The organism is Tenacibaculum soleae, from assembly GCF_001693415.1.
In the GTDB taxonomy this organism is placed as follows: domain Bacteria; phylum Bacteroidota; class Bacteroidia; order Flavobacteriales; family Flavobacteriaceae; genus Polaribacter; species Polaribacter soleae.
The window spans coordinates 114078-128186 of record NZ_MAKX01000001.1; the positions used below are offsets into that span (position 1 = coordinate 114078).

Genomic DNA, 14109 nt, shown 5'->3' on the forward strand with positions numbered 1-14109 from the left:
CTATGTCTGCTAAATTTTTCTATCATTTTTTTAAAAATCAATTTTCTGTAACTGAACAAACAGCTACGTACCTTAATTTAACTGCCAATTTATTTGTAATTGCGACTTTAGGGTATATTTTTTTTAAAACGTTTCGTTATTTCGGAGGTCATTTTGTTACTAAAATTGCTGCAAAAACAAAAACCAATTTTGACGATTTACTAATTAAAAATCGCGTGTTTTTAAACATTTCAAGAATTTTTGTTTTTGTTATTCTTTACGGGTTGTTATCATCTATATTAATTGATTTTCCTCAGTTTTTAAAATATGCTGATCGTATAATTAACATCGCTATTTTATTTTCAACTATTTGGTTTATTAAAAGTGTTTTATCAACGATTAAAGATTTTTTACAAAATTTCACAGCCTTTAAAGACAAACCTTTAGAGAGTTATGTTCAAATTTTTATGATACTACTTTGGATTATTAGTATTATCATTTCTTTTTCAATTATTACAGGAAAACCTCTGATGCGTTTTTTAACAACTTTAGGAGCTTTTTCGGCAGTTTTATTACTTATTTTTAAAGATACTATTTTAGGTTTTGTTGCCAGCATTCAAATATCTGTAAATGATACTGTTCGTTTAAATGATTGGATTACCATGAAAAAATACAATGCTGACGGAAATGTAATTGCTATTAATTTAGCATCGGTAATTGTAAAAAACTTTGATAACACGGTAACTAGCATCCCTACCTATTCTTTAATTTCTGATTCGTTTAAAAATTGGAGAGCCATGGATAATTCAGGCGGAAGAAGAATGAAACGTGCTATTTTAATTAAAATAAACTCTATTCATTTTTTAACTGATGAAGATGTTGAACATTATAAAAAAATAGCATTACTTACTGATTATGTTACTACGGCTTATAATGATGTAAAAAAACATAACGCAGCACATAATGTTGACAAATCTCTATTAATTAACGGTAGAAATTTGACGAATTTCGGAATGTTTAGAAAATATGTAGATGAATACCTAAAACAGCACCCGCAAATAAATCAAGAATTATTATATATGTCGCGTCAACTGCAACCTACTGCCAACGGAATTCCGTTAGAAATATATGCCTTTAGCAAAAATAAATCGTGGTTGGCTTATGAAAGAGATATGGCTAATATTTTTGATCATATTTTAGCTAGCATAAAATACTTTAACTTAGAGGTTTTTGAAAACCCAACAGGTACAGATATTTTAACTATTAAAAAGTAAGCTTTGGTAACTAAAAAACCTACTTCATTATGGCAATTAGCTATTCAGAAATTTAAGCGAAGTAAAACAGGAATGCTTAGTTTTTTGTTTATCGTTTTTTGTGGATTAATTGCTGTTTTTTGTTATACAATTGCCCCTGACAATAGTAATGCTGCCAATCAAATGCATTTAGAAATTCACTCTAAATCACCAGGCTTTTCTGTAATGATGCTAAGTATTCCTTCTCAATCTAAGAAAGAACAATCTTGGTTTTCTGTCTTTATGAACGGAAAGCAAAATTCACCTACAGAAATCCCTATAAAATCATACAAACTAATTAACAATCAATTAGAAATTTTAAAGTATTCAGATGGTTTAGCTAAAAACTATCCTTTAGCATTATTTAATGATCAACCAAAAAAACACATTCAACAAAAAACGTTCTGGTTTGGAACCGATAAATATGGTCGTGATTTATTAAGTAGATTATTAATTGGTGCTAGAATTTCTTTTTTTATCGGATTCATAGCAGTTTTCATCTCACTTTTAATAGGAATTCCTATTGGAGCTTTGGCAGGGTACTTTGGTGGTAAAATGGATACTTTTATAATGTGGATTATTAACATTACCTGGTCTATACCTACCTTATTATTAGTAATCGCAATAACTTTAGCATTAGGAAAAGGTTTTTGGCAAGTATTTATAGCTGTTGGATTAACAATGTGGGTGGAAGTTGCTCGTGTGGTAAGAGGACAAGTAATTACTACAAAGCAACAACAATATGTTGAAGCTGCAAAAGCCTTAGGTTTTTCTGACTTTAGAATTATCTTTAAACATATACTACCAAATATTTTAGCACCAATAATTGTAATATCTGCAGCAAATTTTGCCGCAGCAATTTTAATTGAAAGTGGTTTAAGTTTTTTAGGGATTGGCGCACAACCTCCTACTCCATCATGGGGAGCTATGATTAAAAATCATTATAATTATATCATCTTAGGAAAACCTTTTTTAGCAATTATTCCTGGGCTTGCAATTATGAGTTTAGTAATGGCATTTATGCTTATAGGAAATACACTTCGTGATGCTTTAGATGTGAAAAATTAATGTGATTTTACGCTAGAAATTGACAAAACACCCGCGTTAGGGATTGTAGCATTTGTTTAAGCTCTTTTGTGAGGCACGAACAAAAAGCGAGTGCGAAAAGCCCGACCCTTCTGGTAACGCCCAAAGAATGAAAGTTTGTATCTTCGCTTTTCAAAAAAATAAAGATAGAAATGAGTTTTAGTGTAGATTTTAAAACAAGATGGTCAGATTTTGATGCCAATATACATATGCGACACACGGCATACAATGATTATGCTGCCGAAGTGAGATTACGTTTTTTTAAGGAGCATGATATTACGATTCAAGACTTTACTAAAGAAAAAACCGGTCCTATATTATTTGAAGAGAATACCAAATTTTTACGAGAAATTCATATGGGAACCGATATCTCAGTAAATTTAAAAATAATTGGGTTATCAAGTAAAGGGGAGCGTTGGAAAATTCAGCACGAAGTTTTTAACGAAACAGGAAAATTATCAGCAATAATTACCGTGTACGGAGCTTGGTTAGATTTGGTAAAAAGAAAATTAACGGTTCCGCCAACCAAGTTTCAAACAATTTTTGATCAGGTTGAAAAAACGGATGACTTTAAGGAAATTTTACTAAAAAGTTAATGAGTAACGCTAAAAAAATACAAATAGTTATTGCTGCTATTGTTTTACTTGTTAGTTACTGGATTAAAAAAGGTGAAAACAATTCTGACTTTTCTTCTGAAAAAACCGTTGAAAATATTGGAGATTTTAATTATTTACCTACCTCAACAACTGGAGTTATTGTAAAACATGATGGATATCAATTATCTTATAGCGAACAACATGAGCAAGCAGAATGGGTTGCGTATTCGTTAAATAAAAGTGATATTATTTATAACAACTTTAAACGTCCTTATTTTATTAACGATCCGAAGGTAAAAACAAAATCTGCTAATTGGCGGAGTTATAAAAAATCTGGTTATGATAAAGGGCATTTGTGTCCTGCTGCAGATAGGCGTTATTCTAAAGCAGCACATGACGAAACTTTTTACACTTCTAATATTTCGCCTCAAAAACACGATTTTAACACTGGTATTTGGAACAGATTAGAGCAAAAAACACGGTACTGGGCTAAAAAGAATCAACATTTGTACGTTATAACCGGTGGTATTTTAAAACCTGGTTTAAAAACTATTGGAAAATATAAAGTAAGTGTTCCTACCGAATTTTATAAGATACTATTAGATTATTCACAGCCAGAAATAAAAGCTATTGCGTTTTTATTTCCTCATAAAGAAAGCGACAAACCTTTATATAATTTTGTGGTTTCTATTGATAAATTAGAAGAAAAAACTGGTATTGATTTTTTCCCAGAATTGCCAGATGCTATTGAAACTAGGCTAGAAGCTAGTAGTAATTATAAAAATTGGAGTTTTAGATAAAAAAAACTTTATAAACAATAAAAAAGCTTCTCGTAAATGAGAAGCTTTTTAACGCTGTACGGGCAGGGAGACTCGAACTCCCACACCTTGCGGCACTAGATCCTAAGTCTAGCGTGTCTACCAATTCCACCACGCCCGCATACTTATTGAATTGTGGCTGCAAATATAAACAATACTTACAAACTACAAAGCACAAGCACAAAATTTTTATTATTTTTGATACCTATTAAATAACAACCCATGAAAGACATTAAAAAATATATTGATCAGCACAAGGATAGATTTATAACCGAATTAATCGATTTATTAAAAATTCCTTCTGTTAGTGCCGATCCAGCTTTTAGCAAAGATGTATTAAACACTGCCGATGCTGTTAAAAATAGCTTAGAAAAAGCAGGGTGCGACAAAGTAGAAATTTGTGAAACGCCTGGTTATCCGATTGTTTATGGAGAAAAAATTATCGACCCTAATTTGCCTACGGTTTTAGTGTATGGTCATTACGATGTGCAACCTGCGGATCCGATTGAATTATGGGATTCACCCGCTTTTGAACCTGTAATTAAAAAAACAGACATTCATCCTGAAGGTGCAATTTTTGCCCGCGGAGCTTGTGATGATAAAGGACAAATGTACATGCACGTAAAAGCTATGGAATACATGACAAGTACAGGAAACTTACCTTGTAATGTAAAATTTATGATTGAAGGTGAAGAGGAAGTTGGTTCAGAAAGTTTAGCTTGGTTTGTACCAAGAAATAAAGAAAAATTAGCCAACGATGTAATTTTAATTTCTGATACAGGAATGATTGCAAACGATATTCCATCAATCACAACAGGTTTACGTGGTTTAAGTTATGTTGAAGTTGAAGTTACAGGACCAAATAGAGATTTACACTCAGGTTTATATGGTGGAGCAGTTGCAAATCCAATCAATATTTTAACAAAAATGATTGCTTCATTACACGATGAAAACAATCACATTACCATTCCTGGTTTTTATGATGATGTAGAAGAATTATCTCTTGAAGAACGTGCAGAAATGGCAAAAGCACCTTTTTCGTTAGATGAATATAAAGATGCTTTAAAAATTGACGATGTACACGGTGAAGCTGGTTACACAACCAACGAACGCAATTCTATTCGTCCTACTTTAGATGTAAACGGAATTTGGGGAGGATATACTGGTGAAGGTGCAAAAACAGTTATTGCAAGTAAAGCCTACGCTAAAATATCAATGCGTTTAGTACCAGGACAAGAATGGAGAGCGATTACCGAATTGTTTAAAAAACATTTTGAAAGCATTGCTCCAAAGTCTGTATCCGTAAAAGTTACACCGCATCATGGAGGACAAGGGTATGTAACTCCGATAGATAATATTGCGTATCAAGCAGCCAGTAAAGCCTATCAAGAAACTTTTAACAAAACGCCAATTCCCCAACGTAGTGGAGGTAGTATTCCTATTGTTGCTTTATTTGAGCAAGAGTTAAAAAGCAAAACTATTTTAATGGGATTCGGATTAAATTCTGATGCTATTCACTCACCAAACGAACATTTTGGGGTTTGGAATTACTTGAAAGGAATTGAAACAATTCCTCATTTTTATAAATATTTTACTGAATTATCTAAATAATTTCGTTATACCTTAAAAAAAGTATTGAAATCAATCTCAAAAGCTATTTTTTTTGTTAAAAGCCTCTTAATTGAGGCTTTTTTTGTAACATTTTTATAAAAATATCGTTCTTATAGCATATACTTATTTTTATGTTAAAACAATTTTTTCTTATTTGTTCGGGAGTAGATTTACAATTAATTAAAGATTGCGCTAACGGAGAGCAAAACAAATATGCAGGTATTGGTGCAACTGTATTTTTTACAGCCTTGATGGCTACAATTGCGTGTAGCTATGCGCTATTTATAATTTTTGACAACTTATATTCAGCTATCTTTTTTGGTTTTATTTGGGGTTTGCTAATCTTTAATTTAGATCGTTTTATTGTTTCAACTATCAAAAAAAGAGATTCAAAACGTCAAGAAATAACACAGGTAATTCCGCGTTTACTTTTAGCATTTATTATTGCCGTGGTAATTTCAAAGCCGCTAGAATTAAAGATTTTTGAAAAAGAAATTAATCAGGTTTTGTTAACTGAGAAAAATAAAATGACTTTAGCAAATAAAACCCAAATTGCACAACAATTTACACCCCAAATAAACAGTCTTAATTCTGAAATTAACGTTTTAAAAAATGAAATTCTTACAAAAGAAACCGAAACCAATGCACTATACGAAACTTATATTGCAGAAGCTGAAGGCACAAAAGGAACGAAACGCTTAGGAAAAGGGCCTGTTTATAAAGAAAAACGAACAAAACACGACGCCTCTTTAACTGAACTACAATTATTAAAAGAGAACAATAAACAACAAATTAAAGCGAAAGAATTAGCGATTGTAAACTTACAAGAAAAACAACTGTTAACTGAAGAAAAAACACAACCCATAATTTCTAATTTCGATGGATTAATGGCGCGTATTGAGGCATTAAACACATTGCCTTGGCTACCTTCATTCTTTATTTTTTTATTGTTTTTAGCGATTGAAACGGCACCTATTTTTTCGAAACTTATCAGCCCTAAAGGAGAATATGATTTTAAACTCGAAAATGAAGAATCAAAAGTTAAAACATGGATTGAACAACAAGTACAACAACGAGAAGCCGTTTTAAAAACTGACATTGACATCAATAACAAAGTATATTCTGATCTTAAAACCGAAGAAGAATTATATAATTATAAGCAAAAAATGGCACGTAACCTCATGAAGCTCCAAGCGGATACTTTTTATAAAAACCAGCAAGAAATCATGTAATTTTTTTTTATATTCGAATCAAAAAAATAATATTGCATGAATCGAATATCCAAAGCTATCTTTTTGATGGCTATTTTGCTATGTGTAAAAACAATAGCCCTAGCCCAAGAAGCCAATATTTTATCTTCTCTGACTATTCCTGAAATACTAAAAGCAGATGCAAATGCTGTTATTAGGCTTCAAAAAACAACGATAACAGTTACTTCTGCAACCCAATTAATTGTTAAAGAAAAACGAATTGTTACCGTTTTAAATAAATTAGGAAAAACACATGTAGATGCCTACAAACACTATGATGAGGATACTAAAATCACTAAATTATCTGCAATTATATATGACGCCTTAGGTAAAAAAAAGAAAAAATACTCTAAAGGTGATTTTACAGATGTATCTGCTGTTGATGGCGGAACTTTATATTCAGACTCTAGAGTTAAAGTCTTAGAGTATACACCTACATCTTATCCTTATACGATTGTTATAGAATCTGAATATAAAAACTCATCAACAGGATTCATCCCTAAGTGGTTCCCTTTAGAAAATTATTATCTATCAGTAGAAAAAAGTATCTACGAACTGTACAATCCTCAGAATATACCTTTTAGAAAAAAAGAAAAGAACTTTAAAGGATTTGCTATTGAAAAATCTTCAAATGAGAATAGTTTAAGCTATTCTTTAACAAATCAAAAAGCAATTAAATACGAAAAAAATACAGTTAATTTTGAAGACTTTTCACCAAACTTCTCAATATCATTAGATCAATTTAGTTTAAAAGGCGTCAAGGGAAATGCTAAAAACTGGAAAGAATTTGGATTTTGGATGTATGACAAACTAATTCTTGATAAAAATAAATTATCTCCTAATACGGTTGCTAAAATTAAAAACTTGGTTAAAAATGCAAGTACTTCAATCGAAAAAGCTAAGATAATTTATGAGTATGTTCAGAATAAAACCCGCTACATTAGTGTTCAGGTAGGCATAGGTGGATGGGAACCTATAACCGCAAACAAAGTTGATGACGTTGGGTATGGAGATTGTAAAGGTCTTACAAATTACACAAAAGCTCTTTTAGATGCTGTTGGAGTTAAATCATATCACACAATTGTATATGCTGGTAACAACAAAAATATTGATAATGATTTCACTGCTCTTCAAGGTAATCATATGATTTTAAACCTTCCTAACGAAGGAGATGACATTTGGTTGGAATGTACTAGTCAAACAATTCCTTTTGGATTTTTAGGAGATTTTACTGATGATAGAGATGTTTTAGTTATTACACCTGAGGGTGGAATTATTAAAAGAACTACTTCATATATCAATGATAAAAACTTACAATTAAACAACGCAATTATCACTCTTTTAACTAATGGTGACATGAGCGCAACTATTGAGAAAAAATCATACGGAACACAATATGGTGATAGATACCATATTAAAAACTACACTAAAAAAGAACTCAATAAGTATTACAAATCGCGTGTTTGGGATTACAATAACAACTTAGAAATTGAAAACGTAGTACTTGAAAACAATAAAGAAAAAGTTGAATTTACTGAAAAAATAAATGCAAATATTAAAAATTTTGCAACAGTTAAAGATAATAGTTATTTATTTAAGCTGAATGTTTTTAATAGAATTACAAGCATACCTAAAAGATATAGGAATAGAAAAAGAGTTTTAGAAATTGATAGAGGCTTTACTGACAAAGATAGTTTTACTTTTAAAATACCTGAAGGATATTCAATTTTAAACTTACCGTTAAATAAACATATTTCAAATAAGTTTGGAACTTATAAAATAGCTTTTGAAAAAATTAATGAAACTTCTTTTAAATACAACAGAGAGTTCTCTTTAAAAAAAGGAATACATCCAAAAGAAGAATATAAAGCCTACAGAAAATTCAGAAAAACGGTTGCTAAATATGATAACTTAAGAACAGAACTTACTAAACAATAATTACTATGAAAAAAACACTCTTACTTTTTACACTATTAATCTCATTGACAATCAATTCTCAAAAAATAAAATTCGGAAAAGTTTCAAAAACTGAACTTGAAGAAAAACTTCACCCTTTAGATTCTACTGCAGATGCGATATATCTTTTAAAAGAAAAAAAAATTGAATACGAATTTAGCCCTACTAAAGGCTGGACCACAAAAACTTACGTACGAGAAACAATTAAAATATTAAATAAGAATGGTTACAAATTTTCTAAAAAAGAAATAAAACTATTAAAAAACAATAACACTAAAGAGAATATTTCTTCATTAAAAGCATACACTTTTAATCTTAATGAAAATAAAATAGAAAGAACAAAACTGACAAAAAAAGATATATTTAAAGAACAAAAAAATAAATATTTAGAATTGGTTAAATTTACAATGCCTAACGTAAAGCCTTTTTGTATAATTGACTTAAGTTATACCATAACCTCTCCATTTACCTCTAGTATTAGTGAAATTTATTTACAAAACAATATACCTATAAAAAAACTCGATGTTATTGTTAAAATTCCAGAATATTTCGTAACAAAAAAACATATTAAAGGATTCCTACATTTTAACATCAAAGAAAGTATTGAAAATAAAACGATACCTTACAAATATGACAAAATGGTTAACCAACAAGGAGGGTATGTAAAAACTAAGTTTGAAGGTAATTTAGAATTTAAAAATTATCTATACATCATTCAAGAAGAAAATGTACCAAGGCTAAAAAGCAAAGAGGTTTTTTCTTCTAATATTCACAACTATAGAGCTGCTATAAAGTTTGAAACAAGTGTTTTAAAATTCCCAAACTCAGTCCCTAAATACCTCTCTACTAATTGGAAAAACATATCTAAAACGATATATGAGTCTCCATATTTTGGTCGAGAACTAGAAAAAAACAATTACTACAAAGATGATTTAAAATCAATTATAGGTGATAGTAAAAATAATTTCGAAAAGGCTTTATCTATTTTTCAGTTTTTGAAATTTAAAGTAAAATGGAATAGATACTACTCTAAGTACACCGATAAAGGTGTAAAAAAAGCATATAAAGAAGGTACTGGAAATTCTGCAGAAATAAATCTTATGCTTACATCAATGCTACGATTTGCTGGTTTAGACGCTAACCCTGTCTTGATAAGCACAAAAAACAGCGGAGTACCTCTTTTCCCTACTGTACTAGGATTTAATTATGTTATTTCAAAAGTTAATTTTTCTAATGGAAAATATATTTTATTAGATGCTACTGACCCTTATTCTGCTCCTAATGTAATTCCACAAAGAGCATTAAATTGGTATGGAAGAGAAATTCTTACCAATGGAGACTCAAGAAAAGTAGAACTAACCCCTACAAAGCACTCCAAAGAAAATAATATTTTATATGTAAAAATAGATGCTGATTTAGGTGAAGTTACAGGAATGTATCGAAAATCATTGTCAGGTCATGCGGCTATGTTTTACAGACAATTAAACAACATCAAAAAAGAAGATGAAATTATTACATCAATAGAAGAAAAACTTAGTATTGAAGTTAATGACTTTAAAATTTTAAATAAAGAAAACACTACAAAATCAATTACACAAACCTTAAAATTTACAAGTGAAGATTTAATTGAAAAGGTTAATGAAAAATTATATTTTTCGCCTTTATTATTTTTAGCAACTTCGGAAAACCCATTTAAGACTAATGAAAGAAACTATCCTATTGATTATATCATTCCTTGGCAAGATAAATTTACAGTTTCTATAACGGTGCCTGAAGGTTATATCGTTGAATCTTTTCCTAAAGAGAGTGCTATTGCTTTACCTGATAATCTAGGGGTCTTTAAATATCTCGTTACAGTTCAAGGAAATAAAATAAAATTATCGTCAATATTACAATTTAATACACAAATTATTAATCAACAATACTATGGTATAGTTAAAAATTTTTATAAAAAACTAGTTGAAAAACAAACCGAAAATATAGTTTTAATTAAAAAATAAAATATTATTGATATAATAATTATTCTAACAAAAATCAAAAGAGCAACCGTTTAATTGGTTGCTCTTTTATAATATAATAGCATTAGAATTTTTGACCTTACCTATAGTAAACGTACTGTAAGTACTTCCAATGTGTTTTAATACAGTTAATTTATTTACCATAAAATCACGGTATTCATCCATATCTTTTACGTAAATTTTTAAAATATAATCGTAATCACCACTGACATGAAAGCATTCGGTTACTTCTTCTAATTTTGTAATTTCTTTTTCAAAAACTACAATATTTTCTTTAGTATGTTTTTCTAACTTTAAATGACAAAAAACTAAAAAAGATTTTTCAATTTTATTCTTGTCAAGTAGTGCCACATATTGGGTTATTACACCTTCTCTTTCAAGCTTTTTAATTCGCTCATAAACAGCAGTTACCGATAAATTTAACTGTAAAGACAATTGTTTTGTGGTTTGCTTACTATCTTTTTGAAGTAAGCTCAATAATTTTTTATCTATTCCATCTAATTTCATCTGAAAATTTTAAGTGTTTTTATACTTTAAAAAGCAAAAAATAAACTTTTAAAACTACTAATACTAAAATTTAAAGAAAAATAATCTATAATTAACCTTATGCATTGATTTACAATCAAAAAAACATGTGTTTTACAGCAATAAAAACAACTAAAAAATTACATTATGAGTTTCAAACCTGCTGATAATATTCAAGACCTACAATATTTTGGAGAATATGGAGGTATAAATCCTTCTATTTCTGATTCTTCTACCTACACTTTTTTAAAAGCAAAAACAATGTTCGATACTTTTGAAGGAAATACCGATGGTTGTTATTTATACTCCCGTCACACATCACCTTCAAATTTATATTTAAGTGAAGCTTTAGCAGCTATGGAAGGTGCAGAATCTGCCAATGTTGCTGGGTCTGGAATGGGAGCAATTACAGCTACCATTTTACAAATTTGTGGGGCTAATGATCATGTTGTTTCAAGTAGAACTATTTATGGAGGAACCTATGCTTTTTTAAAAAACTTTACTCCCAGATTAGGAATAAAAACATCATTTGTTAATATTACAGATTTAGCAATTGTAGAAGCTGCCATTACCGAAAACACAAAAATGATTTATTGCGAATCGGTAAGTAATCCGCTATTAGAAATAGCCGATATTAAAGGCTTATCCGCTTTAGCAAAAAAGTACAACTTACAATTAGTCATTGACAACACCTTTTCTCCGTTATCAATTTCACCTGCGCAATTAGGTGCCGATGTGGTAATACATAGTTTAACAAAATTCATCAATGGCTCTTCTGATACTATGGGAGGTGTTGTTTGTGCATCCGCAGATTTTATCAATTCGCAAAAAAGTGTAATTGATGGCGCAAGTATGTTATTAGGTTCTTCAATGGATTCTTTGCGATCTTCATCAATTTTAAAAAATATGAGAACGTTGCACATCAGAATAAAACAACACAGTAAAAATGCTGCTTTTTTAGCTGAAAAATTTGAAGCTGACGGATTAAAAACCGTATATCCTGGATTAAAATCGCATCCTTCACATAAAATTTTTAAATCGATGATGAATGATGAATACGGTTTTGGTGGTATGTTAACTATTGATGCTGGTTCGTTAGATAAAGCAAATGCCTTAATGGAATTAATGCAAGAAAAAAATGTTGGCTACTTAGCGGTTAGTTTAGGGTTTTATAAAACATTATTTTCAGCTCCTGGAACTTCAACGTCATCTGAAATTCCAGAAGATGAACAGAAAGAAATGGGTTTATCTGATGGTTTAATTCGGTTTTCTATCGGATTGGATAATGATATTGAGCGCACCTATCAAATCATTAAAAATTGTATGTTAAAAACAGCTATTTTATAAATAAATTATGAACGAAGTAATCGCTTTTGGAATTTTATCTTTTACATCTTTTTTTACATTGATAAATCCTTTTGGAACCATGCCGATTTTTATGACGATGACTGCCGATTTAGATCAAAATCATAGAACAAAAACTGCAAAAAAAGCATCGATAGTTAGTTTCATTACTATTTTGATTTTTGCTTTTTCTGGTCAATTGTTATTTAATTTTTTTGGAATATCAGTAAATAGTTTTAGAATTGTAGGTGGTGTAATTTTCTTTTTAATGGGGATGGATATGCTACATGCTAGATTAGGAAAAGTAAAATTGAAAGACCCTGAAATAAAAAACTATGTAAATGACATCTCTGTAACACCACTAGCAATTCCTATGATTTGTGGTCCTGGAGCTTTAACAAACGCAATTGTTATGATGGAAGATGCTGATTCTATGGAGAAAAAAATAGCGTTAATTTTTACTGCTTTCTTAGTAATTTTACTAACTTATATAATACTTTATAGCTCTTCAAAAATCATAAAAGTTATTGGCCAAACTGGTATTAATGTTATGATGCGTTTGATGGGACTTATTGTTATGGTTATTGCTGTAGAGTTTTTCTTTAGCGGATTAAAACCAATATTATTAGACATTTTCAGCACAAACTAACCTCTTAAAAAGAGAGTTATACCAAATCATAACTCTCTTTTTTATTGAAATTTGCTTACTATTTACTCCGAATACCCATCTCCAAATCGGTATCCTAACACAATACCGTGAGTTGTATGAATTGGCGCATTTCCTGATGCCATGTTATAATTATACATCACCCTAAGTTTTTTAAGTGCATAAACTCCTAATAATAAATTTAGGGAGCCATTGGTTCTATACCCCGCACCAAATTCTATCTTATTTTTAAGATTTACTGCTACATTAACATCTGCTTGTAATGGCACTCCTCCTTCTTTTTTCAATAAAAAACTAGGTTTAATCATTGTCTCCCTAAAAATATTTGTAAAAATTCGGTATCCCCCATAAATATAAAAAGGTGTTGATAAATCTAAATTATCCTCAGACGCTAATTCAACACCTAACACATTTGGCATAGAAGCACCAACAAATAACTCTTTATAATTAAACATAAAACCAACACCTACAGTAGGAATTATTGTATTTATATTTCGTTGAAATTTAGGATCATCAATAATTCCTAAATCTAACAAATTATCATTGTAAAACTGTGCTCCTGCTGTTATTCCAAAAGAAAGAACTGTTGGATAATAATGTTGCCAATGTGGTCGATCATCCTGACTATCAAAAAAAAGTTTATATGAATAAGCTGCAAAAGCTGTTGTTGTTTTTGATACCCCTATTTCATCATGAATAACACCTGCTCCAAGACCTATTTGTCCTTCTTTTAAAGAGGTGTTAAAACTAAAAGTTGTACTTTTTGGTGCTCCATCTAATTCATTAGAAAAACCTGCACTCGAAAACACCAATTCAGTGTCTTTTTCAAAACCTGCATATGCTGAGTTTAAAATAAAAACATTGTAATTGTACTCAGAAAAAGTTGGTGTTTGCTGCGCCAAACATACATGAAACATCCCAAAAAGTAATCCAATAAATATTGGTTTAAATACTGCCTGCATAATTA

The 14109-nt window shown here is 30.0% G+C and carries 12 protein-coding genes and 1 tRNA gene; 10 read left to right on the forward strand and 3 right to left on the reverse strand.

The window, feature by feature from the left end; all coding sequences use genetic code 11:
- Window positions 1-2 precede the first annotated feature (2 nt).
- The 4 genes from BA195_RS00545 to BA195_RS00560 all read left to right on the forward strand — a co-directional run bounded on the left by BA195_RS00545 (window position 3) and on the right by BA195_RS00560 (window position 3753).
- A complete protein-coding gene (locus BA195_RS00545) occupies window positions 3-1253 on the forward strand; it encodes a mechanosensitive ion channel family protein (RefSeq protein ID WP_068701366.1) in 1251 nt (416 codons plus the stop codon).
- 3 nt (window positions 1254-1256) lie between these two features.
- Window positions 1257-2339, forward strand: coding sequence for an ABC transporter permease (locus tag BA195_RS00550; RefSeq protein ID WP_068701368.1), 1083 nt, complete (start codon window positions 1257-1259; stop codon window positions 2337-2339).
- A gap of 170 nt (window positions 2340-2509) precedes the next feature.
- Window positions 2510-2953 carry an acyl-CoA thioesterase gene (locus BA195_RS00555; RefSeq protein WP_068701370.1) on the forward strand — a complete coding sequence of 148 codons (444 nt, stop codon included), beginning with the start codon at window positions 2510-2512 and terminating at the stop codon, window positions 2951-2953.
- Complete coding sequence (locus BA195_RS00560) at window positions 2953-3753, forward strand: DNA/RNA non-specific endonuclease (RefSeq protein ID WP_068701372.1); 801 nt, start codon at window positions 2953-2955, stop codon at window positions 3751-3753. Before BA195_RS00555 ends, BA195_RS00560 begins: the two co-directional genes overlap by 1 nt.
- A 57-nt stretch (window positions 3754-3810) precedes the next feature.
- Here BA195_RS00560 and BA195_RS00565 read toward each other — a convergent pair.
- Window positions 3811-3892 (reverse strand) — tRNA-Leu (locus BA195_RS00565).
- Between the two features lie 101 nt (window positions 3893-3993).
- Between BA195_RS00565 and BA195_RS00570 the strand changes: the two genes are divergently transcribed.
- The 4 genes from BA195_RS00570 (at window position 3994) to BA195_RS00585 (ending at window position 10588) form a co-directional block, all read left to right on the forward strand.
- A complete protein-coding gene (locus BA195_RS00570; protein ID WP_068701375.1) occupies window positions 3994-5382 on the forward strand; it encodes a dipeptidase in 1389 nt (462 codons plus the stop codon).
- A 131-nt stretch (window positions 5383-5513) separates the two neighbouring features.
- A complete protein-coding gene (locus BA195_RS00575; RefSeq protein ID WP_068701377.1) occupies window positions 5514-6614 on the forward strand; it encodes a DUF4407 domain-containing protein in 1101 nt (366 codons plus the stop codon).
- A gap of 36 nt (window positions 6615-6650) precedes the next feature.
- Window positions 6651-8570 carry a DUF3857 domain-containing protein gene (locus BA195_RS00580; protein ID WP_084442983.1) on the forward strand — a complete coding sequence of 640 codons (1920 nt, stop codon included), beginning with the start codon at window positions 6651-6653 and terminating at the stop codon, window positions 8568-8570.
- A gap of 5 nt (window positions 8571-8575) precedes the next feature.
- Window positions 8576-10588, forward strand: a complete 2013-nt coding sequence (locus tag BA195_RS00585; RefSeq protein ID WP_068701381.1) for a transglutaminase domain-containing protein — start codon at window positions 8576-8578, stop codon at window positions 10586-10588.
- Between the two features lie 66 nt (window positions 10589-10654).
- Here BA195_RS00585 and BA195_RS00590 read toward each other — a convergent pair whose 3' ends face one another.
- Window positions 10655-11113, reverse strand: a complete 459-nt coding sequence (locus tag BA195_RS00590; RefSeq protein WP_068701383.1) for an Lrp/AsnC family transcriptional regulator — start codon at window positions 11111-11113, stop codon at window positions 10655-10657.
- Window positions 11114-11278: 165 nt separating this feature from the next.
- On the opposite strand from BA195_RS00590, the gene BA195_RS00595 reads away from it, so the two are divergent.
- Complete coding sequence (locus BA195_RS00595) at window positions 11279-12478, forward strand: aminotransferase class I/II-fold pyridoxal phosphate-dependent enzyme (RefSeq protein ID WP_068701385.1); 1200 nt, start codon at window positions 11279-11281, stop codon at window positions 12476-12478.
- Window positions 12479-12485: 7 nt separating this feature from the next.
- Window positions 12486-13124: a MarC family protein gene (locus BA195_RS00600; protein WP_068701386.1), complete on the forward strand. Its 639-nt coding sequence runs from the start codon at window positions 12486-12488 to the stop codon at window positions 13122-13124.
- Between the two features lie 62 nt (window positions 13125-13186).
- Here BA195_RS00600 and BA195_RS00605 read toward each other — a convergent pair whose 3' ends face one another.
- Window positions 13187-14104, reverse strand: coding sequence for a PorP/SprF family type IX secretion system membrane protein (locus tag BA195_RS00605; RefSeq protein WP_068701388.1), 918 nt, complete (start codon window positions 14102-14104; stop codon window positions 13187-13189).
- Window positions 14105-14109 lie beyond the last annotated feature (5 nt).

Excerpts from the sequence above, each read along its gene's own strand:
- BA195_RS00590 (WP_068701383.1), bottom strand. The coding sequence starts at position 11,113 with ATGAAATTAGATGGAATAGATAAAAAATTATTGAGCTTACTTCAAAAA.
- BA195_RS00555 (WP_068701370.1), top strand. The coding sequence starts at position 2,510 with ATGAGTTTTAGTGTAGATTTTAAAACAAGATGGTCAGATTTTGATGCC.
- BA195_RS00585 (WP_068701381.1), top strand. The coding sequence starts at position 8,576 with ATGAAAAAAACACTCTTACTTTTTACACTATTAATCTCATTGACAATC.
- BA195_RS00560 (WP_068701372.1), top strand. The coding sequence starts at position 2,953 with ATGAGTAACGCTAAAAAAATACAAATAGTTATTGCTGCTATTGTTTTA.
- BA195_RS00600 (WP_068701386.1), top strand. The coding sequence starts at position 12,486 with ATGAACGAAGTAATCGCTTTTGGAATTTTATCTTTTACATCTTTTTTT.
- BA195_RS00570 (WP_068701375.1), top strand. The coding sequence starts at position 3,994 with ATGAAAGACATTAAAAAATATATTGATCAGCACAAGGATAGATTTATA.
- BA195_RS00575 (WP_068701377.1), top strand. The coding sequence starts at position 5,514 with ATGTTAAAACAATTTTTTCTTATTTGTTCGGGAGTAGATTTACAATTA.
- BA195_RS00580 (WP_084442983.1), top strand. The coding sequence starts at position 6,651 with ATGAATCGAATATCCAAAGCTATCTTTTTGATGGCTATTTTGCTATGT.
- BA195_RS00595 (WP_068701385.1), top strand. The coding sequence starts at position 11,279 with ATGAGTTTCAAACCTGCTGATAATATTCAAGACCTACAATATTTTGGA.
- BA195_RS00605 (WP_068701388.1), bottom strand. The coding sequence starts at position 14,104 with ATGCAGGCAGTATTTAAACCAATATTTATTGGATTACTTTTTGGGATG.
- BA195_RS00545 (WP_068701366.1), top strand. The coding sequence starts at position 3 with ATGTCTGCTAAATTTTTCTATCATTTTTTTAAAAATCAATTTTCTGTA.